The organism is Mesorhizobium loti R88b, assembly GCF_013170845.1.
Classification (GTDB): Bacteria; Pseudomonadota; Alphaproteobacteria; order Rhizobiales; family Rhizobiaceae; genus Mesorhizobium; species Mesorhizobium loti_B.
In genome coordinates this window covers 4760940-4780934 of sequence record NZ_CP033367.1, presented here as the reverse complement: position 1 = coordinate 4780934, position 19995 = coordinate 4760940, and the positions used below count along the sequence as shown (strand labels likewise).

The window sequence follows — 19995 nt, the reverse complement described above, 5'->3', positions numbered from 1 at the left end:
CCGGTCGAAACGCCAAACCCTATCTTCGGTGACGGCGACGCGATTCGTCGAAGGTGGCAAACGCCAGTGCCCCGGAAAATGACGCGAAACTAAGCAGGACCGCGGTGATAACCATGAGGTCGTAAGTCGACATGTTCGCTCTCCTTGGAATGATAGCCGAGGAGACAGCACTGGCGACGCTTCTGCATTGATCTCGATCAACTGACTGGCCGATGCGGGCGCCGGCGCCCGATTGCGCGATTCGGTTGGAAGGCTTTATGTTCACCTCATGCCGATGAATAGCGGAGGCTGGTAAAGGTGAGATCAGGCCGAAGGCTCGTTGATCATCGCCTCGATGTTGTAGCCATCGGGGTCAAGGACGAAGCAGGCGTAGTAATTCTGCGCATAGTCGGGACGCGGCCCAGGTGCGCCATTGTCCTTGGCGCCGGCCGCCAGCGCTGACTGATGGAATGCATCGACCTCTGCCTTGCTGCCGACGCGGAAAGCAACGTGCAGATGGGTGAGCGGCAAGGTCTCGCCGGATCGCTGGATCTCGAACAGGCAGCCATTGCCGACATCGAAGGCCCAGAACACGCCTTCCTTGCCGAAGGACAGGCGATATCCGAGCGGCGCGAAAGCGCGTTCATAGAAGCGCTTGCTCTTCTCCAGGTCACTCACTTCGATGGTTATGTGATCGATCATTCTGTCCTCAATTGCGCGTGCGCCCTGGAAGCCTGCGTCTGGCGCGCTTCCTGTTCTCGAATATCCGCCGTCTGGGCAAGCACCCAATCCCGGAACACCTTGATCTTGGGTGTGTTGCGGCGGCTTTCCAGGTGCACCAGCCAGTAGCCGTCGCCATCGGACCCGACAATGTCGAAAGGCTTTATCAGCTGTCCCTTCGCCAACAGCACGCTGTAGAGGTTTTGCGTGAGGATTGCAGCGCCCTGGTCGGTCAGTGCCGCCATGGCGTCATAGGCCTGTCCGCCAAGCGCCGGACGCGCGATGACACGACCGGGGTCGAAGGGCACGCCGGCTGCTTCGAACCAGACTTTCCACCAGGGATCGTCAGGGCCGCAGAGCGGCACCTTGTAGAGGTCCTCGGGGTGGCGGATGCCGCCGACGCTCTCGGCCAATCTTGGGCTGAGCATCGGCGTGTAGTCCGCCTTGAACAGATAGTGGGCGGTCAGGCCAGGCCATTTGCCGGTGCCGGTCCTGATCCCGATATCCATGCCCTCGCGCCCGAAATCGATCAGCCGGGACGATGTATCGACCTTCACGGCGAGGTCTGGATGCATCAGCTGGAATGTTCCAAGCCACACGGCCAGCCAGTTCGATGCAAATGTTGCCATGGTCGTGACGGAAAGCACACCGCTCGCGCCACCCTTGGTGGCGACCCAGGCATCGGCCAGCGCCGAGAACGCACCTGTGGCGTGTGGCGCCAATTGCTGCCCGGCCTCGGTCAAAGCGATCTGTCTTGTTTTTCTTATGAAAAGCGGCGTCCCGGCGCGTTCCTCCAGCACCTTGATCTGATAGCTGGCCGCTGACTGGGTCATCCCTAATTCTTCGGCGGCTTTGGTGAAACTGCCAAGCCGCGCCGCGGCTTCAAACACCCGGATAGCGCCCAGTGGCGGTAGGTCCCAGCTCATGACGCATCAATCCTCCTGATGCATGCTACGCGACGTTCGATTGGAAACCAAGGGCAGAACACGGCATTCTCTGATCATCAACTCGAACCTGGAAGGACACGGCAATGACCCTCTACAACACGCTTCGTCGTCCGATGCTCGACTTCTTCGCCGCGCCGTTCAGATCCCGCAGGCGCGGCCTGCTTGATCACCGTTCGTTGTCGGATCATTTTCTGCGTGACATCGGTGTGCTCGACGGACACGTGCCTCCCGGCACCAGCCGCTGAAGAAGCTTTGATGGATGCAAGGGAGGGAACGATGGACGCGTCATCGGATGCATTGGCGAAGAGCCGTCAAACGATCGGTGCATACGAGGACTATGCGGAACGCTACGATGCGATCGTGCGGCATGTCCCCAACGAGAGAGAGCAGGTATCGCTCAAGCGCCTTTTGGCGATCGCCGGAACGAGCGGCCAGATTCTGGAAGTCGGATCTGGAGCGGGCTACGATGCGGACTTTCTGGAGGGGTTGGGTGTCCAAGTTCGCCGCACCGACGCGACAAAACGGTTTCTCGAGCTGCAGGCTGCGCGCGGCAAACACGGTGAGCTTCTCGAGCTGCTCACCGATGATCTCGGCGGCCCCTATGACGCGGTCCTGGCGCTCGCCGTCCTGATCCATGTGCCGCGCGACCAGACCGACCAGGTGCTTGCCAAGATAGCCGCGTCGCTGCGGCCGGGCGGCGCCTTCCTTGTGTCGATGCGCAATGGCGATGGCGAGACATCGGGCGAATATCATACGGTCTACTGGCGCCGGGACGACTTCGCGGCGCGTCTCGAAACCGCCGGGCTGGTCATTCTCAGAGACGACTTCAACCTGGGCCGCAACGACGAAGAATGGAACACCTTCCTGGCTGTGAGACCGGCCTGATGGCCCGACGCCGACTTGCGTTCGGGCATATTGCCTCCACAATGCCGGAAGACGATCTTGGTGCGCGAACGTCACCCGTGCGTCGGGTCATCTATGGGGGAGCAATGCACAACGTTGGCGGAAAGCTCATCAGCGGAGCGCTGGCCTGCTTGTTGATGGCGCTGTCGCCGGCGCCCCTGTTGGCCTCGGGTCTGAAAGACCCCACGGCGGAGACACTCGACCGCTGCCTGAACGACCCAGACCATGGCTCGACCGCAGGCCAAACCGAATGCGAGGCGACGGCGACGGATGATTATGATCACCGCATGAATACCGCCTACGCGACGCTGATGCACAAATTGCCGCACGAGGCAGCGCAACAGCTGCGTCTGTCGCAGCGCGCCTGGCTGGCTTTTCGCGATGCCGAAGCGAAGGCACGAGACGCGCTCTATGAAACAAGGCAAGGCACGATGTACGTGCCCATGCAGGCTGCCGACGCGACCAATGTCATCCGGGATCGTGCGCTTCTGCTGGAAGGGTATGTCCGTGTCATGGAGATCGATGAGTAAAGCGCCGCTCGCAGCGTCGAGCCATCTGGATTCGCGGGGCCGCTCACTCCGGTGGCTCTGCGAATAAGCGAGACATTGCCACCGCGGTGCTGTCTAGTGCCGGTTCCTGCACTCCGGGGGGATCAGGGTGGAACTCAAGATTCTGCTTGTCGGCTTTGCCTGCGCGGTCGCCGGCATGTTGTCGCTCATCACCTTCCTGAAATGGCGCGAGGTGCGGGCACTCAGCCACTGGTTGCCGACGCCGGGAAAGATCATGTCGTCGCGCGTCGAGGCGCGTGAGGTCAGAAGCTCGGGTGTTGGCTCGGACAGCAGCGATACCACCGAGATGCGCAATTTTCCGGCGATCACCTTCGAATACAAGGTGGGGGCCAAGAAATTTCAAAGCTCGCGCTACAGCGTGAAGGAAAATCTGGGGAATTTCGAAGTCACCGAGACCCTGGCGCAGTTTCCGCGTGGGGCGGATGTGACGGTCTTCTACAATCCGGCCGATCCGAGCAAAGCCGTGATCGAGCGCACCATGCCGGACGGCGCCTTCAAGTTCATGTTCCAGCTTTCGGCCGGGTTGGTGATCGGCGCGCTGGTGCTGGTGTTTTCCGTCGGCGGCTTGCTCGAGGCGATCCGGCCGCATCTGCCCAAGCCACAGAACCTCGGCGCGGCGGCGTTGTTGCTGTTCATGGGCCTGATGATCCTGCGCATGGGTTTCGCCCAGAAGTCGCTCGCCGAGCAGGCGGCGAAATGGCCGGTCACCGCCGGCCGCATCGATAACTCCGGCCTGCAGGCGCTGCGAAACTATAGCGGCTATCGGCACTGGCGCACCGTCTTCAAAGCCCGCATCGTCTACAGCTATGGCGTTGCCGGCCAACGCTACAGTTCCGACCGCATCAGCTTCGGCGCCACGGTCACGGCTTCGCTGCCCGGCCTCGTCAGCGGTCAGGCGCGAAGCTACGCCGAGGGCAGCAAGGTCGATGTGCACTATGACCCCGCCAACCCCGGCTCGGCCGTGCTCGAATGCCGGGTGCGCGGGCTCTGGCTGCTGTGGGTCTGTTCGGCAGGATTTCTCGGCGGCGCTGCTTTGCTGGTTGGGCTGGTGTGAGCGTGGGCTTTCATGACGCTTTCCGGAGACCTCAGATGATCATCCGCACACCGGTCTTTTTTATCCTGGCACTGCTCGGTTCCTTGCAGGTGGCGAGCGCCAGGGAATGCATGCTGAGCCACGCCACCTACCGCGAGCCGCGCTCGGGCGCGGTTCTGCAATTTCGGCCGATCGACAATGAGCCGGCGGCGCTGACGGCGCAGGTGTTTTCGCTGAGCGTGCCCAACACGGAAAAAAACCTGCCGGCCGACATCACCTGGACCAATGGCCGGAATTCGTTCCCGCTCGGCACCATCCGCCATACCTGCACCGACGACGATCGCGAGGCGGGCCTTCAGGATGGCAGCGGGCTGTGCAGGATATGGGATGGTCAGGTCTACGCCCTGACCGGAGGCGGCGCCGAGCAGTTGAACTCGCGCGAAGCGACACCGGCGCCGAAAGGGCTGCTCTTGCCCGATTTCGGCGTGGCTTTCACTGGATGGGCCGATTTCGCCAACGCCAATCCGGACGGCTCGGCATGGGATGCCTTCACGTTGACAGGATGCAGCGATGACTAGCGCCGTGAGCAGACGCTGCGGGTGTTGCAGGCGGGATAGGGGGCGAAATCAGAAAAAGGATCTCCTGTTGAAGTCTAATGCGCGTGCATCCGTGGCCGAGGATTGGTGGTAGACTTACCCGCACGCGCAGCTGGGGAGGGGACGAAATGAAAAACATAGTTGTCTGTTCCGATGGAACTGGAAACGAGATCAGTGAGAACATCTCGAACGTCCTGAAGCTTTACCGCGTACTTCGAAAAACGGGAAAAACCCAGCCGGCCCAAGTGGTTTTCTATGATCCGGGCGTTGGAACACTCGCGAGACCGAACCCATGGACCAAGTTCAGGCAAGATGCCATCGCGGTGCTTGGTTTGGCGACAGGTTACGGCCTCGATGACAACGTGCTTGCCGCCTATGAGTTTCTGGTGACTCAGTACGAAGACGGTGACGAAATCTATCTCTTCGGCTTCAGTCGCGGCGCCTACACGGTCCGCGTTCTGGCGGGCCTTGTTCATAGAATTGGACTGCTTTCGCCGCATCAGTGGAATCTCGCCGGTGCTGCATTGACCGCGTACAAACAGACGACGATCGATACGGCTTCGCCTGCAATGACAGGGGCATCTGAACCCGGAGAAGCAGGTGGCCAGCCTGCTCCATCGACGAAGGACGATCGCGCCTCGCAGTTCGCCCGGATTGTCTCTTCGAGATGGCCGACGATCAAATTCGTTGGAGTATGGGACACGGTCGCGAGCGTAATCGTCCCGCGCCCGGATAGGTTCTACACGTTCAGCCTGCAGACGCTTGCCAACACCAGAGACAATCCCAGCGTTCGCGTTTTTCGCCAGGCGATTGCGATCGATGAACGAAGGAGAATGTTCAGGCTGGATACCTGGGATGAACCCCAAACGTTTATGCACAATAGGTTCAGCGCGACGAACAATTCGGAACCGCAGGACGCAAAGCAAGTCTGGTTTTCAGGCGTTCACGCCGATATCGGGGGAGGCTATCCGGAGCAAGAGAGCGGTCTTTCGAAATTTCCATTGATCTGGATGATCGACGAAGCGGTGAAGCACGGCTTGGCCGTCGACACCAAGACCGTCAACCAGTTGGCTTGGGGCGTCCAGAGAAAAGGCAGTCCGTTCAGCTACGTCCGACCCGATATTATGTGCGATCCGCATAACTCGATGTCGGCCGGTTGGCGCCTGCTGGAATGGTTGCCGAAGGCAGACAAATACAAGGACTGGACCGCTCGCAAGTCCTTCCTAGGCCACTACATCCCTGACGCCGAGCCGCGCTTCATACCAAACGGAGCGTTTGTTCACCAATCTGTGGTCAATAAGATGGACGCGATCGCAAGTTACAGGCCCGAGAATTTTCCGGTGAACCCTCGCATCGTTCCTATGTCGGAGAGTCTGGCGTAGCAAAGCTGACACTCTACACGAAGGAGACCGTGTCCGCCGGCGTCAAACGGTTCAGGCGTATCTCATAAAGCTTCTGGTTCTCGTTTTGCTCTATGTTGCCATTTCGGCCCGATCTTGCGACCGGGCCGATGATGTTTCGTTCGTTCAGCGCTTCAAATCCGCTCAGCTGCACCCGCTCGTCGAGCCGCACGTATCGCACTTCTCGCAAGTCCCGTTCCGCACCATGGTAAAGTTCTGGCACTCGGAGCAGGAATTGCCGGTGTAGCCTTGCAGCAGTGACTTGGCGCGGCGGTCATTGGCGAGTTTCTTCGCCTCGGCCGCTTCATTCGCTGCCGCGTCGGTGAACAATCCCGCCGTGGTGTCGGAAGCAGAGCCCGCCGCTTCCTCGAAGGCGATGTCTTCCGCCAATTCCTTGGCCCGCTCTTCATAGTCGCGCTTGTAGGCGACCGCTTCGTCACTGGCCGGCTTCAGCGCCAGCACGTTGGAGCCGGAGAAGGCTGTCGGCACCGAGCGGGCAGGGGCTCCCGCACCGGCAAAGCCTTTCGGCTCGTTGCTGATCGCGCGCGACACCAGCTTAACCGGCGAGGCGCCACGGGTCAGGCCCTTGGAGACGGCGTCGGTCTTGCCTTCGCTGATGTTGCGGCCAAGTGCGGTGTTGGAAAAGTCCGACTGGTCGACATGGGCGAGGTCGTTGCGGCCGAGATAGGAGATAGCAAGCTCACGGAACACGTAGTCGAGGATCGACGTCGCGCTCTTGATCGCGTCGTTGCCCTGCACCATGCCGGCCGGCTCGAACTTGGTGAAGGTGAAGGCGTGCACATATTCGTCGAGCGGCACGCCGTACTGCAGGCCAAGCGAGATGGCGATGGCGAAGTTGTTGAGAAGGCCACGCAGCGTGGCACCTTCCTTGTTCATGTCGATGAAGATCTCGCCGAGGCGGCCATCATCATATTCGCCGGTGCGCAGGAAGATGGTGTTGCCACCGATCTTGGCCTTCTGGGTGTAGCCCTTGCGGCGGCCGGGCAACTTTTCCTGCTCGCGCGACACGCGTTCGATGATGCGCTCGACGATGCGCTCGGTGATCTGCGCCGCGCGTGCTGCCGCCGGCGCCTGGATCAGCTGCTCGAGGGCTTCGTCCTCATCGTCCTCGCCATCGGCGAGCAGCGAGGAGTTGAGCGGCTGCGACAGCTTCGAGCCGTCGCGATAGAGCGCGTTGGCCTTCAGCGCCAGCTTCCACGACAGCATGTAGGCGCCCTTGGCGTCTTCCACTGTCGCATCGTTGGGCATGTTGATGGTCTTGGAGATGGCACCCGAGATGAAGGGCTGTGCCGCCGCCATCATCTGGATGTGGCTGTTGATCGAAAGCGAGCGCTTGCCGATCTTGCCGCATGGGCTGGCGCAGTCGAACACCGCAAGATGCTCGGCCTTGAGGAAAGGCGCGCCTTCCAGCGTCATGGCACCGCAGACATGGATGTTGGCGGCTTCGATGTCTTTCCGGGAGAAGCCCAGCGCCGGCAGGATCTCGAACGAGAAGTCGTTGAGCTGCTCGTCGGTGAAGCCAAACGTCTCCTTCACCCAGTCGGCGCCGAGCGTCCACTGGTTGAAGACGAACTTGATGTCGAAGGCCGACTTCAGCGCCGCATTGAGCGCCGCGATCTTGTCGTCGCTGAAACCCTTGGCCTTCAGCGAGCCTGGGTTGATCGCCGGAGCCTGGTTCAGATTGCCGTGGCCGACCGCATAGGCCTCCATCTCGCCGATCTGGGCTTCGGAGTAGCCAAGCGTGCGCAGCGCTTCCGGCACGGCGCGGTTGATGATCTTGAAGTAGCCGCCACCGGCCAGCTTCTTGAACTTCACCAGGGCGAAGTCGGGCTCGATGCCGGTGGTGTCGCAATCCATCACCAGGCCGATCGTGCCGGTCGGCGCGATGACGGTCGCCTGCGCATTGCGGTAGCCATGCTCCTCGCCGAGCTCGATGGCGCGGTCCCAGGCGGCTTTCGCATGCTCGACAAGCGCCTGCTGCTTGAGGTCGGAGGCGACCAGCGGCACCGGGTTGACGGCGAGCTTCTCATAGCCCTGCTTCTCGCCATAGGCGGCACGGCGATGGTTGCGCATGACGCGCAGCATGTTCTGCGCGTTGCGGTCATAGTCGGCAAAGGCGCCGAGTTCGCCGGCCATTTCGGCCGAAGTGGCATAGGCCATGCCGGTCATGATCGAGGTGAGGGCGGCGCAGATGGCGCGGCCTTCGTCGGAGTCATAAGGAATGCCCGAGGTCATCAGCAGGCCGCCAATGTTGGCGTAGCCAAGGCCGAGCGTGCGGTATTCGTAGGACTGCTTGGCAATCTCCTTCGACGGGAACTGCGCCATCATGACCGAGATTTCGAGCACGATCGTCCACAGCCGCACCGTATGCTCGTAGGCAGCGATGTCGATCGTGCCATCGGTGTTGCGGTAGGGCAGCAGATTGATCGAGGCGAGGTTGCAGGCCGTGTCGTCGAGGAACATGTATTCCGAGCACGGGTTCGAGGCCCGGATCGCACCGGCGGAGGCGCAGGTGTGCCAGTCGTTCATCGTCGTGTTGAAATGCAGGCCAGGGTCAGCCGACGCCCAGGCGGCGTAGCCGATCTTTTCCCAGAGATCCCTGGCTTTCAGGGTCTTCAACACCTTGCCGTCCTTGCGGGCGGTCAGGTGCCAGTCGGCATCGTCCTCGACGGCGCGCAGAAAATTGTCCTTCAGCGACACCGAATTGTTGGAGTTCTGGCCCGAAACGGTCAGATAGGCATCCGAATCCCAGTCGGTGTCGTAGGTCTTGAACGACATCGAGGTGTAGCCCTGCTTGGCGAACTGGATGACGCGGTAAATGTAGTTCTCCGGCACCGCGTCCTTCTTGGCCGCCTTGATCTCGCGCTTCAGCGCGGTGTTGATCGACGGGTCGAAACAGTCGTCGCCATTGCCTTCGCAATTGACGCAGGCCTTCATGATGGCTTCGAGATGCTTCTTGACGATCTTCGAGCCGGTCACCAGCGAGGCGACCTTCTGCTCTTCATTGACCTTCCAGTCGATGAATTCCTCGATATCGGGGTGGTCGGCGTCGACGATGACCATTTTCGCGGCGCGGCGCGTCGTGCCGCCCGACTTGATGGCGCCCGCGGCACGGTCGCCGATCTTCAGGAAGCTCATCAGACCGGACGAGCGGCCGCCACCCGACAGCTTTTCGCCTTCGCCGCGCAGCAGCGAGAAGTTGGAGCCGGTGCCCGAGCCGTATTTGAACAGGCGCGCCTCACGGACCCACAGATCCATGATGCCGCCCTCGTTGACGAGGTCGTCCTGCACGCCCTGGATGAAGCAGGCATGCGGCTGCGGATGCTCATAGGACGACTTCGACTTGGTCAGCTTGCCGGTGAAGGGGTCGACATAGAAGTGACCCTGGCTCGGACCATCGATGCCATAGGCCCAGTGCAACCCAGTGTTGAACCATTGCGGCGAGTTTGGCGCGACGCGCTGGGTGGCCAGCATATAGGCGAGCTCGTCGCGGAAGGCGCGCGCGTCTTCCTCCGACTTGAAATAGCCGCCCTTGTAACCCCAATAAGTCCAGGTGCCGGCCAGCCGGTCGAAGACCTGGCGGGCGTCGATTTCGGAACCATAGCGCTCGGCTTCCGGCAGCTTGGCAAGTTCCGCCTCATCGGCAACGGAGCGCCACAGAAAGGAGGGTACGTCGTTTTCCTCGACCTTCTTCAGTCGGGCGGGAACGCCGGCCTTGCGGAAATACTTCTGCGCCAGGATGTCGGCGGCTACCTGGGAGAACTGCGCCGGCACATCGATATTGTCCAAGCGGAACACCACCGAGCCATCCGGATTCTTGATCTCGGAAAGTGCCTTGCGGAATTCAATCTCCGCATAAGCAGATTGCCCTGGCTTGGTGAAACGACGCTCGATGCGCATTGGTCCGGTCCCTTTCGTCTATATATAGCGCTTTCGTCAGGGGATTTCTGCCCCCTAAAGCGAAACGCGCGTGTCCGCCGCTTGCCGGCGTTCGAAAACGGCCGGCTCTCCATTTCGCGGTCTTTCCCGGCCCTTGCTGATGATGCTTCCTGCGAAGCCTCTGCCCAACACGCCGACGAAACCCGCGGGTCCCTCAAATCTGATTTTTTCGATTCCCTCGCTGGAGGGAAATTCACACTATCTAGCGTCGAACCTACCTGCAAACACTAAATATAGTGTTAACAGACTATTTATTCCAGTCCGACAATTCTCCCTTTCGTCGCCCCACCACCCACAATCCCAACGCTTCCGCCGGCCTCGTAAACAGGCGGAAATGCGAGCAAAAACGCACATAATCCGGGAAAAAGACCGGGCTCAGAACTTTCCGGTCGCACTCTCAACAGGAGCGCATGGCGTATAAAAGGCGACTCGGTTTGCGCCGTCAAGGATTCGTTTGCGTAGCTTTTGTGACCCCAACATCTTGTGTGTCACATATGTGGATAACGGGGATAGATCGCGCTGCTACGATTGCCGTTTGCGGCAGTGGGGTTGCGCGCTGCCGATGGTCAAGAGGCAATCCGGTCGGCTGCAAAAGCCTCTCAGGCCGATACGCCTGATATCAGCCGTAATGCAACTTGGGCTTCGGCTCGGTGCCGGTGAACCGTACACCGACCCGGTCGCTGCGGCGCCAGCGGACCTCGCAGCGATAGGCGACGCCGTCGAGCGGCACATAAAGAAGGAAATGATCGGGAACCCGCGATTCGGGCGGTACTTTCAATTCGGCGCCGCCCGCATGCTGGTTGCGCAGCATAACGGCGACTTCCGAGTTTTGAATTCCGGTAATAACAGTTCCACCCTTGAGCACGCGCGGACGATGTTCGCGCTTGGGGCCGTCGGGATCTTGCTGAAGTGGGTTTACAGGATTCGCCATCATGAAACTGCCGGATTGGCCAATTCCTAGCGAAGAAAACTTAGCAAACCATTCACGCGGCACATCACATGGTTGTGAATCTGCGGCGATACACGCTCTCAGGCGAATCTGTGCGGGTCGGCGCAGAAATAGGCGATGATCTGGCAAAGGTCCGGTTCATTGACCATGCGCACCGCTTCGCTGGAACTGACCCATTTGCGGGTACGGGAGCGCTTTTCCTTCCAGCGGTCGGCGATCTTGTCGACATGCAGCGGAAACACCAGCACCTCGCAAGGCACTTCTTCGCCCGATGCCAGCACCTTGGCATAGAAGTAGCGGCCGGCCTCCAGATGGGAGATGCTTCCACGCAATCCGGCTTCCTCGCCGGCCTCGCGCGCAGCTGCCTCGCACAGTGGCTCCCTGGCTTCCGGCCAGCCCTTTGGCAACACCCAGCGGCCAGTATCACGGCTGGTGATCAGCATGATCTCGACGTTGTTCCCGGCATCGCGCCAGGGCAAGGCGGCAACCTGCAGACGGCACGGCGCGGTGCCGAAGAGTCGCCGGACCCTTTCAGCCAGATGGTTATGCGTCGTTGGCCTCGTCAACATCGGAGAAAGCTAGCCCCAGCCTCCAGAATCGTTTGCCGCCTCATGAATCTTACGGCTAATCGTGACCAATAAAAGTAAAAACTTTGATCAGGCTGGCCGAATCCCGTCACCAAAGGTCTATTTTACAGGATATCTTGCCCCCGGACCGGTTCGCGGAAGCAAAATATTGCCGTCTATGGCGACTTGTCTGGAAAAGCGGCCTGCTTCGAATCAGCCGGCGTGGTCGTCGGCGATCGGCTTCTGATAGGTGAAGCCCATGTCCCAGGGGAAATAGATCCAGGTGTCCTGGCTCACTTCGGTGACGAAAGTATCGACCAGCGGCCGGCCTTTGGGCTTGGCGTAGACGGTGGCGAAATGCGCCTTGGGCATCATCGCGCGCACGATCGCCGCCGTCTTGCCGGTGTCGGTCAGGTCATCGATGATCAGCACGCCGACGCCTTCGTCGACCAGCAATGCCGGCGTAATCTCCTTCAGCACCTGCATCTGCCCCTGGCTGGTGTAGTCATGATAGGAGGCGACACACACCGTCTCGATGACACGGATGCCAAGCTCGCGTGAGATAATGGCAGCGGGAACCAGCCCGCCACGCGTGATGCAGACGATCGCTTTCCATTGCCCCTTGTTGGCGCTCGCTAGCCGCCAGGCGAGCGCGCGCGCATCGCGATGAAACTGGTCCCAGGAGACCGGGAAGGCTTTTTCGGGAAGAGACATTTCTTGCGCACTCCGCAGCACGCGAAGGCCGCGTGCAAGAAAACAGGGGAATGCGCGCGGAATTAACTGGAAAACCTTGGGCTTGGCAAGGGTGGCCGGCTGCGATGGCTGTGGACTTATCGCGACAGGAAGGCCGCCACCTGGGTTGTGCGCAGCACCGTGCGCGTCACCCCGCCAAACAGCAGCTGGCGCAGCCATGAGTGGCTGTAGGCGCCAAGCACCAGGAGATCAGCGCCGGTCTCGGCGACCCTGTTCTGGATCATGTCGTCAACCGAGGTGCCGCCCGATTTCTGCACCGAGACGCTGACGGTGGCGCCGTGGCGTGACAGGGCCGACGCAATTTGAGCTCCTGATGCCTCCGGGCTTTCGTCGAGCGTATCGGGCGGATCGATGACCAGTATGTCGGTTTTCTCGGCCTCGATGATGAAGGGCAGGGCGTCGAAGGCGGCGCGCGCGGCTTCCTTGCTGCCGTTCCAGGCGAGCAGCACATGTTTGAAGGTGGTGACCAGCGGACCCGCGCTCGGCACCACCAGTACCGGCCGGCCGGCATCATAGACAAGCGTGTCGACATCGGCGCTCGGATCCCCGCCAGTATCGCGCTGGGCGGCGACAATCAGATCGGCGGCGCGCACGCTTGAAATGCCGGTCAGCGCGCTGTCGCCGGAGAAACTCTCCAGGCTGCGCCACTCGAAGGAGAGTCCGGAATCCTCGATACGCCTGAGGAAGACAGCCTGCAGCTTGTCGGCCCGCTCCCGGTTCATGTCGGCCGAGACCTGCAGGAACTCGGTATCGGGAAAGCCGGTCGCCGATGTGTAGGGCACCGGAAGCGCCTCGGCATGGATGCCAACCAGATGGCTCTCGAAGCGGCTGGCGAGCGGAATGGCGCAGTCGAGCACGCGCTCGGCGTCCTGCTCGTTCTGCAGAATGGCAACGATGGTCTTGAAGCGCATGATGATCCCTCAATCTTGCGAGCCTTCGATCCCGCGTGCAAGGAAACGTTAGCGCGGCGTGCTTGGTTCCGGCTTTAAATCGATCAACTCGCAGTGGCGGCGAAACCAGCAACCATTGCCTCGACATCGGCGCGCGCGGATTCCAACGTCTCCTTGCTGCGGGCGCGAACGACCAGTTCGGTCCAGAACTTGCCGTCGCCATATTTCGGGTAGGAGCCGATGATCGTGTCCGGATGCGCCTTCTGGATGTCGCCCAATGGCCCGCCGATAAGGCCCTCACCGAACGGACAGTGCACCGTCGCCGACAGCATTTTCGTGCCGGTCTTCAGCGTTGGCACGACATTGTCGAGCATGGCCTGGAAGATCGAGGGGACGCCGGCCATGACGTGGACGTTGCCGATGCGGAATCCGGGCGCAACCGATACCGGGTTGTCGATGTGGTCGGCACCGCGCGGCATCCGCGACATGCGCTTGCGCGCCTCGGTGTATTCTATGCCGCGCGCGGCGTAGCTCTCGCCCAGCATGGCATAGGCCTTGGCATCGTATTCGCAGGGAACGCCGAACGCCTTGGAGATCGAATCTGCGGTGATGTCATCATGCGTCGGACCGATGCCGCCGGTGGTGAAGACATAGGTGTAGCGTGCGCGCACCGCGTTCACGGCAGCTATGATCTCGTCTTCCTCGTCGGGTACGATACGCACTTCCTTCAGGTCGATGCCTACAGCCGTCATGATGTCGGCGAGGTGACCAATATTCTTGTCCTTGGTGCGGCCGGACAGTATCTCATCGCCGATGACGAGCATGGCGGCGGTAACGATTTCAGGCATGGAAAGGCTCCGGCAGGACGGGGTCGCCTGAAATAGCGCGGCGCGGGGCAAGCGGCAATGCCACCCGGGCGGTGAACAATCTGTGCCCATATACGAGATATCCAGCGAACACCCGGGCCAGTAACACCTTGGGCGACGAGGCAGTGTCAGCCTCCGTTGCGCAATCAAGGAGATGGAAATGGCGAAGGTACTTGTTCTCTACTATTCGAGCTGGGGTCACATGGAGCAGATGGCCAAGGCAGCCGCCGAGGGCGCCCGCGAGGCTGGCGCCGAGGTGACCATCAAGCGTGTTGCCGAACTGGTGCCCGAGGCGGTCGCCAAGGCTGCCTACTACAAGCTCGACCAGGAAGCGGCGATCGCCGATCCGCTCGAGCTTGGCAACTATGACGCGATCATTGTCGGCGCCTCGACGCGCTTCGGCATGATGTGTTCGCAGCTGAAGAATTTCTTCGACCAGACTGGCCCGCTCTGGGCCAAGGGCGCGCTGGTCAACAAGATCGGCTCGGTCATGTCCTCGACCGCGACCCAGCACGGTGGCGCCGAACTCGCCCTGATCACCACGCAGGCACTGCTGCAGCATCACGGCATGATCATCGTGCCGCTGTCCTATGCCTACCAGGCGCAGATGGGCAACGATGTCGTGCGCGGCGGCGCCCCCTACGGCATGACCACGACCAGCGACGCCGACGGTTCGCGCCAGCCTTCGGCCCAGGAACTCGAAGGCGCGAAATTCCAGGGCAAGCGTGTCGCCGAGATCGCCACCAAACTGCACGGCTGATTTTTCGCCATCGGCACGTTGTTTGGCGTCATCCACGCTGAAAACAGAAGGTCAACGGGCGGTCCTTTGGCCGCCCGTTTCGGCGGCTGCGGCGCGACCGTAACTCTTTGTTTTAACGCAATTCCCTAGGGAAAGCGCTACGCGCTTTTCCGGCAAAACCGTTTCACGCTTTTCCTGGAATTGCTCTAAGCTGGCCCGGTCCTGATCCGGGTGAACAATGCTCCTGTCAATTCTGTCGTGGCTGCTGGCCGCTTTGTTTCTACTGGCGGTCCTGGGGATTGCCTGTCTCGTGCTCGCAACAATGTGGATCGCGGCGAAGGCGCAAAGACTGGTGCCGCCGGTCGGAAAATTCGTCGAGATCGACGGCAACCGCATCCACTATGTCGATGTGGGCGAGGGCAGGCCGATCGTCTTCGTGCACGGGCTTGGTGCTCAACTCCATCACTTCCGGCACACACTGTTTGCGCATTTCGGCCAAGGCTACCGGCTGATCGCGCTCGATCGTCCGGGATCGGGCTATTCGGTGCGCGCCAACGGTGCGACGGGCCGGTTGCCCGAACAGGCAGCTTTGGTGCGCCGTTTCATCGAAACGCTGGGCCTCGAAAGGCCGCTGGTGGTCGGCCACTCGCTGGGTGGCGCCATCACGCTGACGCTCGCCGTGGAACATCCCGAGGCGATTTCGGGCATGGCCTTGCTGGCGCCGTTGACGCATCTGGAAACCGGTATGCGTGAAAAGACCGGTTTGCTCTATATCCGGTCACGTCTTTGGCGCTGGATCATGGCTTATACGGTGGCGATACCGACAAGCCTTCGATATGCGCGGCCGACGATGGAATTCATATTCGCGCCGCAGGCTTTTCCTTCCGACTATATGGTCGAGGGCGGAGGATGGCTTGGACTGCGGCCTGCTCATTTCCACGCAACGTCGACCGATATCGTTGCGGTCGAAGAGGATCTCCGCCGCATCGAGCAGCGCTATGGTGAGATCACCATGCCCGCCGGCATCCTCTTTGGAGCGGCCGACCGCGTCATTGACATCCGCACCCACGGCGAACCAATGCAAGGCAAGATCAAAGGGCTCGATTTCGAAGCGCTCGACGGCGTCGGTCACATGCCGCAGTTTGTAGAGCCCAAGCGGGTGATCGGTTTCATCGAGCGGATGGCCGCGCGCGCGTTTCCATCACTAAAGCCTCACGACAATTTCAATGAACCATCCGGCTGACTGAGGGGTTTACCCCGTGTCGCACCCAAGGCGACCAAGACACGGAGTAATTCAATGTACAGGAAAATTCTCGCAGCATCCGTCCTCACGATCGGTCTTGCCACATCGGCGATGGCCCAATCGTCCGACGGCGCATATTCCAATCATCACAACTGGTGGCCGTTCGGCAACGAAGAGTCATCAGGCGTCGACCAGAACACGACGGGAAGCATCAATGGCGACCGGTCTGGCCTGGACACCCTTGGCAGTTCTGGCGCGGTCGGCCCTTGTGCGTCGAACACGGCCGGTCCTGACGCGAATGCTCAGGGAAACGTGAACGACCAGTACTGCGGTAAATAATCGGCCGCGAGGGCTCGCAGCTGGCCACGAGACGTCCCTCTCTCCGGACGTCCGTGGCCTGCGGCCTTTGGCGATGAAATCAGTCGGAAACCTCGGTCTGCGGCCGATCGCGGCCATCGGCCAGTTCCTCGTGCCACTTGCCGTCGGCATCCTCGTACTGGATGCCGTCCGTGGCGCCTGCCACCTGCTGCTCGGCCGAAGCAATTTCGGCAGCGCGCAACGCGTCCTGGTGGGTGGGAAATGTCTCCGAGAAGGTCGAGCCGACCTTGTAGGCCCAGCCGCCGTCATGTTCGACGATCTTGTAAGTCAGCTTCGCCATGAAATCCTCCGGTTGAAAAGGTCCGCCTGCTAATGCAGCCGGTCGTCTGACAGCCTGTCGTCGGGCACCAGCACTTCCGATTCCCTGGCGGCTTCGATCAGTGCCCGGCGCGCATCCGCCGTCGAACGATAACCTTCCAGCACTTTGAGGCAAGTGTCGAGGGCATCACGATGACGCGGGCCGCGATTGAGCGGCCACACCGTCATCAGACACTCTGCCGCTTCCTGGGTGCTGCGGATATGGCGATATTTGCCGACATGGCCGAGTTCGACCACGACCGGCGTTTCAAAAGGTTTATTGTCCATCATGGCCGCAACGCAAAACAGCCAATTTGGTTGCAAAAGTGGCCGTCAGCCTGCGCCCAAACGTCTCAGAGGATGTCTGGAACTCTGCTCCGGCGGCCATCTCACTGCGGCGACGTTCGAAACAGCCCCTCAGTAACCGCAGTCATTGCGCAGCCACTGTGCGTTTGCCCAGCCGGTGGTGCCGCCGATTTCGACCTGGTACCAGTTGCCGCGCCGGTCGAAGATCTCGGTGTGATCACCGTTGAACAACTGGCCGATCATCCGCGATGACGAATTCGGCCGTGTCCGCACGGCGAGAAAGCCGCTGCCGGTTGCCAGATTGTAGCGCCCGGACAGACCGTGCACCGTGCCTTCGCAGTATTGCGCTCCCGCCGGCGTCGATGCGCCGATCCAAAGTCCGGCGATAGCCGCCAACGCGGCAACCGGTACCAATGCCCTGAACGACATGATTTCCTCCCAAGCCCGGCCGCGCCCGCCGCAGCCTTACCCAAGGTAACAGGTTGAGGACAGAATTGAAGCCGGCTGTTGCAACGGGCTGGGCCGGATCACGTCGGATCAGGAGGAGGTCGGGCCGATCAGCTGGCGGCCTTCATCCAGTGTTCCATGGTCGTGACCGAGCGGGCGAGTTGCGGTGCCGGATGGATCTTTTCACTGAATGTGGCGGCCGCACGCCATCCCCAGCGCGGGTCGGCGAGGAAGGCGCGCGCCAGCGCCACCATGTCGGCGCGGCCCTCGGCGATAACAGCTTCGGCCTGCTTGGGATCGTCGATCAGGCCGACCGCGCGGGTCGGGATGCCGGCGCCCTTGCGTACGGCCTCCGCCAGATGCACCTGGTACCCGGGACCGGTGGGCAATTTCTGCAAGGGCGAATTGCCACCGCTCGAGCAGCAGAGATAGGCGACACCCTCGGCCTTCAATGCTTTCGCCACCTCGATCGCGTCCTCGACGTCGAAGCCGCCATCGACCCAGTCTTTTACGGACAGCCGCGCGCCAAGCATGAGCTTTGGTGCAGCCTTCTTTACCGCCCTGGCGATTTCGACGACAAGACGCATCCGGTTTTCCAAGGAGCCGCCCCAGCGGTCGGTGCGCTGGTTGGACAGCGGCGAGAGGAACTGGAAGATCAGATAGCCGTGTGCTGCGTGCAGTTCGATGAAGTCGAAGCCGGCGCGTTCGGCCCGCCTTGCGGCTTCGGCGAAGCGCTCGATGAGCTGCAGGATCTCTTCGTCCTCCAGCGGGTGCGGCACGTTCCAGCCGGTGTCGTAGGCGATGGCCGAGGCCGAGACGGTCTGCCAGGGATCCTCGTTTGGCTGCAGCGGCCCGCCGCCTTCCCAGGGCTTGCGGTTCGAGGCCTTGCGACCGGCATGTGCCAGCTGTGTGCCGAACTTCGTGCCCGGCGCGGCGACGCGCCGTGCGGCATCCAGGGTGCGGCGCGCCGCGGCTTCATTGTCGTCGGAGTAAAGCCCCAGGCAGCCATGCGTGATGCGCCCGCGCCGTTCGACATCGGTCATCTCCACCGTGACCATGCCGGCGCCGGACATGGCCAGGTTCATCCAGTGGTAAAGGTGCCAGTCGCTGGCCGAGCCGTCCTCGGCGGAATACTGGCACATCGGCGCCACGGCGATGCGGTTGGGGAAGGTCAGGCCGTCAAGCGTGATCGGCTGGAAAAGCGATGCTGTCATGAAAAGGGCGCTCCGGAAGGGGTAGACCGCTGTCTAGGCAATGGATCGAGAGCGCGCCAGACACGAGACGGTGAGACGCGTTTTTGAACCATTCGCCTGCATTGCGCAAATGCCGCTTGGCGGCTACGCCTCGACCAATAGCATGGAGACCATGATGGAAGATCGCATTCGCATCCGCTCGGAAGAGGTTCTGTCCGACGACTGGGCTGTCCTGAAGAAGACCGTCCTCGACTATCGCCGGCGCGACGGCCAGTGGGAGACGCAGATCCGTCAGACCTATGATCGCGGCGACGGCGCGGTGATCCTGCCCTATGACCCCCAGCGTTCGACCGTGCTCCTGGTGCGCCAGTTCCGCTATCCCGCCTATGTCACCGGCCACCGCGAGCCGCTGATCGAGGCCTGTGCCGGGCTGCTCGACGAAAACGATCCCGAGACCGCCATCCGCAAGGAAGCCGAGGAAGAACTCGGCTACCACTTGGACAAGATCGAGCGGCTGTTTTCGCCCTATATGAGCCCGGGCAGCGTCACCGAGCGGCTCTGGTTCTTTGTTGCCCGCTACTCGCCGGCCGACCGCATCTCAGCCGGTGGCGGTGCGCCGGAGGAGGGCGAGGACATCGAGGTCCTGGAAATGCCGCTCGACGAAGCGCTGGCCGGCATTGCCGACGGCCGCATCATCGACGCCAAGACGATTATCCTGATCCAGCATTTGAAATTGTACCCGATGGGGGTTTGAGCCGAGCCATTGGAGATGGTTGGCCGGGTGGAGACTTCGCCGGTCCTCCTTCGCCAAGGCTTTGGAGGCCACTCCTTCGTCTAACGAGCTCCAGGTGGCCTGCCACCCGAAGCTCAAAGAGCGAAGGGTGGTGCGGACGACGGGAATCGAACCCGTACGATCAGAGATCGAGGGATTTTAAGTCCCTTGCGTCTACCAATTCCGCCACGTCCGCAGGCCAGCCCTTTTCAGATGCCAGACACAGGTCGTCAAGTCGTGTTCTTAAGCTGTCTGAACGCGCAGCCCAGAGGAGGAGGCTTTGGGATACTGGTGCGATCACGGAATTATCCGCAGCGCTGGCACGGGTAAATATCGGCGCGGCGGATTTGATCCGCCAAGGCCGGCGCCATCAGGCCCAACCCATTCCCCCGCCCCCTGCGGGCGTCGGCCGTCCCTGAATTTCCCGCCACGGCTGTCGCACGCCGAACCGGAGTGGGCAAGCCGAGGATGGCTGGCATTGCCGGCGTG

General features: G+C 61.4%; 23 protein-coding genes and 1 tRNA gene. 10 read left to right on the top strand and 14 right to left on the bottom strand.

Annotated elements, in window-relative coordinates:
* Nucleotides 1-303: 303 nt before the first annotated feature.
* Both EB235_RS23360 and EB235_RS23355 read right to left on the bottom strand, forming a co-directional pair.
* A complete protein-coding gene (locus EB235_RS23360) occupies nt 304-681 on the bottom strand; it encodes a VOC family protein (protein WP_027028715.1) in 378 nt (125 codons plus the stop codon).
* A complete protein-coding gene (locus tag EB235_RS23355) occupies nt 678-1625 on the bottom strand; it encodes a LysR substrate-binding domain-containing protein (RefSeq protein WP_051429559.1) in 948 nt (315 codons plus the stop codon). The genes EB235_RS23360 and EB235_RS23355 overlap by 4 nt, the downstream gene beginning before the upstream one ends.
* Before the next feature lie 104 nt (nt 1626-1729).
* Here EB235_RS23355 and EB235_RS23350 point away from each other — a divergent pair, with 104 nt between their 5' ends.
* From EB235_RS23350 to EB235_RS23325, 6 genes are all read left to right on the top strand, one after another.
* The gene (locus tag EB235_RS23350; protein WP_167334846.1) at nt 1730-1891 is read left to right on the top strand and encodes a hypothetical protein; all 162 of its coding nucleotides are present in this window, start codon (nt 1730-1732) and stop codon (nt 1889-1891) included.
* Nucleotides 1892-1922: 31 nt separating this feature from the next.
* Nucleotides 1923-2531, top strand: a complete 609-nt coding sequence (locus EB235_RS23345) for a class I SAM-dependent methyltransferase (RefSeq protein ID WP_027028716.1) — start codon at nt 1923-1925, stop codon at nt 2529-2531.
* 104 nt (nt 2532-2635) lie between these two features.
* On the top strand, nt 2636-3079 hold the full coding sequence (locus EB235_RS23340; RefSeq protein WP_027028717.1) for a lysozyme inhibitor LprI family protein: 444 nt from the start codon (nt 2636-2638) through the stop codon (nt 3077-3079).
* A 127-nt stretch (nt 3080-3206) separates the two neighbouring features.
* Nucleotides 3207-4172 carry a DUF3592 domain-containing protein gene (locus tag EB235_RS23335; RefSeq protein ID WP_245268732.1) on the top strand — a complete coding sequence of 322 codons (966 nt, stop codon included), beginning with the start codon at nt 3207-3209 and terminating at the stop codon, nt 4170-4172.
* Between the two features lie 35 nt (nt 4173-4207).
* Nucleotides 4208-4729, top strand: a complete 522-nt coding sequence (locus tag EB235_RS23330; RefSeq protein WP_027028719.1) for a hypothetical protein — start codon at nt 4208-4210, stop codon at nt 4727-4729.
* A gap of 146 nt (nt 4730-4875) precedes the next feature.
* Entirely contained in the window at nt 4876-6129 is a 1254-nt protein-coding gene (locus EB235_RS23325) for a DUF2235 domain-containing protein (RefSeq protein WP_027028720.1), read from the top strand.
* A 13-nt stretch (nt 6130-6142) separates the two neighbouring features.
* Here EB235_RS23325 and EB235_RS23320 read toward each other — a convergent pair whose 3' ends face one another.
* The 7 genes from EB235_RS23320 to EB235_RS23290 all read right to left on the bottom strand — a co-directional run bounded on the left by EB235_RS23320 (nt 6143) and on the right by EB235_RS23290 (nt 14113).
* Nucleotides 6143-6319 carry a hypothetical protein gene (locus EB235_RS23320; protein WP_155256231.1) on the bottom strand — a complete coding sequence of 59 codons (177 nt, stop codon included), beginning with the start codon at nt 6317-6319 and terminating at the stop codon, nt 6143-6145.
* Nucleotides 6292-10068 (bottom strand): vitamin B12-dependent ribonucleotide reductase, encoded by a 3777-nt coding sequence (locus tag EB235_RS23315; protein WP_027028721.1) that lies wholly within the window; start codon nt 10066-10068, stop codon nt 6292-6294. Before EB235_RS23315 ends, EB235_RS23320 begins: the two co-directional genes overlap by 28 nt.
* 658 nt (nt 10069-10726) lie before the next feature.
* Nucleotides 10727-11038: a PilZ domain-containing protein gene (locus EB235_RS23310; RefSeq protein WP_027028722.1), complete on the bottom strand. Its 312-nt coding sequence runs from the start codon at nt 11036-11038 to the stop codon at nt 10727-10729.
* Between the two features lie 98 nt (nt 11039-11136).
* Nucleotides 11137-11625: an NUDIX hydrolase gene (locus EB235_RS23305; RefSeq protein ID WP_027028723.1), complete on the bottom strand. Its 489-nt coding sequence runs from the start codon at nt 11623-11625 to the stop codon at nt 11137-11139.
* A gap of 210 nt (nt 11626-11835) precedes the next feature.
* A complete protein-coding gene (gene gpt / locus EB235_RS23300; protein WP_027028724.1) occupies nt 11836-12336 on the bottom strand; it encodes a xanthine phosphoribosyltransferase in 501 nt (166 codons plus the stop codon).
* A gap of 116 nt (nt 12337-12452) precedes the next feature.
* Nucleotides 12453-13286 carry a universal stress protein gene (locus EB235_RS23295; protein ID WP_027028725.1) on the bottom strand — a complete coding sequence of 278 codons (834 nt, stop codon included), beginning with the start codon at nt 13284-13286 and terminating at the stop codon, nt 12453-12455.
* A gap of 83 nt (nt 13287-13369) precedes the next feature.
* Nucleotides 13370-14113, bottom strand: coding sequence for a competence/damage-inducible protein A (locus tag EB235_RS23290; RefSeq protein ID WP_027028726.1), 744 nt, complete (start codon nt 14111-14113; stop codon nt 13370-13372).
* A gap of 178 nt (nt 14114-14291) precedes the next feature.
* Between EB235_RS23290 and wrbA the strand changes: the two genes are divergently transcribed.
* From wrbA to EB235_RS23275, 3 genes are all read left to right on the top strand, one after another.
* A complete protein-coding gene (gene wrbA, locus EB235_RS23285) occupies nt 14292-14891 on the top strand; it encodes an NAD(P)H:quinone oxidoreductase type IV (protein ID WP_027028727.1) in 600 nt (199 codons plus the stop codon).
* 217 nt (nt 14892-15108) lie between these two features.
* Nucleotides 15109-16113 (top strand): alpha/beta fold hydrolase, encoded by a 1005-nt coding sequence (locus EB235_RS23280; protein WP_027028728.1) that lies wholly within the window; start codon nt 15109-15111, stop codon nt 16111-16113.
* A 54-nt stretch (nt 16114-16167) separates the two neighbouring features.
* Nucleotides 16168-16452 (top strand): hypothetical protein, encoded by a 285-nt coding sequence (locus EB235_RS23275; protein ID WP_032925334.1) that lies wholly within the window; start codon nt 16168-16170, stop codon nt 16450-16452.
* Between the two features lie 79 nt (nt 16453-16531).
* Here the strand turns inward: EB235_RS23275 and EB235_RS23270 are convergent, their stop codons facing one another.
* The 4 genes from EB235_RS23270 to EB235_RS23255 all read right to left on the bottom strand — a co-directional run bounded on the left by EB235_RS23270 (nt 16532) and on the right by EB235_RS23255 (nt 18755).
* Nucleotides 16532-16771, bottom strand: a complete 240-nt coding sequence (locus EB235_RS23270; RefSeq protein ID WP_019857848.1) for a DUF2188 domain-containing protein — start codon at nt 16769-16771, stop codon at nt 16532-16534.
* 29 nt (nt 16772-16800) lie between these two features.
* Complete coding sequence (locus EB235_RS23265) at nt 16801-17079, bottom strand: DUF982 domain-containing protein (protein WP_032925336.1); 279 nt, start codon at nt 17077-17079, stop codon at nt 16801-16803.
* A 126-nt stretch (nt 17080-17205) separates the two neighbouring features.
* Nucleotides 17206-17523: an SH3 domain-containing protein gene (locus EB235_RS23260; protein ID WP_027028730.1), complete on the bottom strand. Its 318-nt coding sequence runs from the start codon at nt 17521-17523 to the stop codon at nt 17206-17208.
* A 128-nt stretch (nt 17524-17651) separates the two neighbouring features.
* Entirely contained in the window at nt 17652-18755 is a 1104-nt protein-coding gene (locus EB235_RS23255; protein ID WP_027028731.1) for an NADH:flavin oxidoreductase/NADH oxidase, read from the bottom strand.
* Between the two features lie 154 nt (nt 18756-18909).
* Between EB235_RS23255 and EB235_RS23250 the strand changes: the two genes are divergently transcribed.
* Nucleotides 18910-19488 carry an NUDIX domain-containing protein gene (locus EB235_RS23250; protein WP_027028732.1) on the top strand — a complete coding sequence of 193 codons (579 nt, stop codon included), beginning with the start codon at nt 18910-18912 and terminating at the stop codon, nt 19486-19488.
* A gap of 128 nt (nt 19489-19616) precedes the next feature.
* Here EB235_RS23250 and EB235_RS23245 read toward each other — a convergent pair.
* A tRNA-Leu gene (locus EB235_RS23245) sits at nt 19617-19702 on the bottom strand.
* Nucleotides 19703-19995: the final 293 nt, after the last annotated feature.

Excerpts from the sequence above, each read along its gene's own strand:
- wrbA (WP_027028727.1), top strand. The coding sequence starts at position 14,292 with ATGGCGAAGGTACTTGTTCTCTACTATTCGAGCTGGGGTCACATGGAG.
- EB235_RS23310 (WP_027028722.1), bottom strand. The coding sequence starts at position 11,038 with ATGGCGAATCCTGTAAACCCACTTCAGCAAGATCCCGACGGCCCCAAG.
- EB235_RS23295 (WP_027028725.1), bottom strand. The coding sequence starts at position 13,286 with ATGCGCTTCAAGACCATCGTTGCCATTCTGCAGAACGAGCAGGACGCC.
- EB235_RS23280 (WP_027028728.1), top strand. The coding sequence starts at position 15,109 with ATGCTCCTGTCAATTCTGTCGTGGCTGCTGGCCGCTTTGTTTCTACTG.
- EB235_RS23290 (WP_027028726.1), bottom strand. The coding sequence starts at position 14,113 with ATGCCTGAAATCGTTACCGCCGCCATGCTCGTCATCGGCGATGAGATA.
- EB235_RS23330 (WP_027028719.1), top strand. The coding sequence starts at position 4,208 with ATGATCATCCGCACACCGGTCTTTTTTATCCTGGCACTGCTCGGTTCC.
- EB235_RS23275 (WP_032925334.1), top strand. The coding sequence starts at position 16,168 with ATGTACAGGAAAATTCTCGCAGCATCCGTCCTCACGATCGGTCTTGCC.
- EB235_RS23345 (WP_027028716.1), top strand. The coding sequence starts at position 1,923 with ATGGACGCGTCATCGGATGCATTGGCGAAGAGCCGTCAAACGATCGGT.
- EB235_RS23265 (WP_032925336.1), bottom strand. The coding sequence starts at position 17,079 with ATGATGGACAATAAACCTTTTGAAACGCCGGTCGTGGTCGAACTCGGC.
- EB235_RS23255 (WP_027028731.1), bottom strand. The coding sequence starts at position 18,755 with ATGACAGCATCGCTTTTCCAGCCGATCACGCTTGACGGCCTGACCTTC.
- EB235_RS23360 (WP_027028715.1), bottom strand. The coding sequence starts at position 681 with ATGATCGATCACATAACCATCGAAGTGAGTGACCTGGAGAAGAGCAAG.
- EB235_RS23260 (WP_027028730.1), bottom strand. The coding sequence starts at position 17,523 with ATGTCGTTCAGGGCATTGGTACCGGTTGCCGCGTTGGCGGCTATCGCC.
- gpt (WP_027028724.1), bottom strand. The coding sequence starts at position 12,336 with ATGTCTCTTCCCGAAAAAGCCTTCCCGGTCTCCTGGGACCAGTTTCAT.
- EB235_RS23355 (WP_051429559.1), bottom strand. The coding sequence starts at position 1,625 with ATGAGCTGGGACCTACCGCCACTGGGCGCTATCCGGGTGTTTGAAGCC.
- EB235_RS23270 (WP_019857848.1), bottom strand. The coding sequence starts at position 16,771 with ATGGCGAAGCTGACTTACAAGATCGTCGAACATGACGGCGGCTGGGCC.
- EB235_RS23305 (WP_027028723.1), bottom strand. The coding sequence starts at position 11,625 with ATGTTGACGAGGCCAACGACGCATAACCATCTGGCTGAAAGGGTCCGG.
- EB235_RS23350 (WP_167334846.1), top strand. The coding sequence starts at position 1,730 with ATGACCCTCTACAACACGCTTCGTCGTCCGATGCTCGACTTCTTCGCC.
- EB235_RS23340 (WP_027028717.1), top strand. The coding sequence starts at position 2,636 with ATGCACAACGTTGGCGGAAAGCTCATCAGCGGAGCGCTGGCCTGCTTG.
- EB235_RS23315 (WP_027028721.1), bottom strand. The coding sequence starts at position 10,068 with ATGCGCATCGAGCGTCGTTTCACCAAGCCAGGGCAATCTGCTTATGCG.
- EB235_RS23250 (WP_027028732.1), top strand. The coding sequence starts at position 18,910 with ATGGAAGATCGCATTCGCATCCGCTCGGAAGAGGTTCTGTCCGACGAC.
- EB235_RS23325 (WP_027028720.1), top strand. The coding sequence starts at position 4,876 with ATGAAAAACATAGTTGTCTGTTCCGATGGAACTGGAAACGAGATCAGT.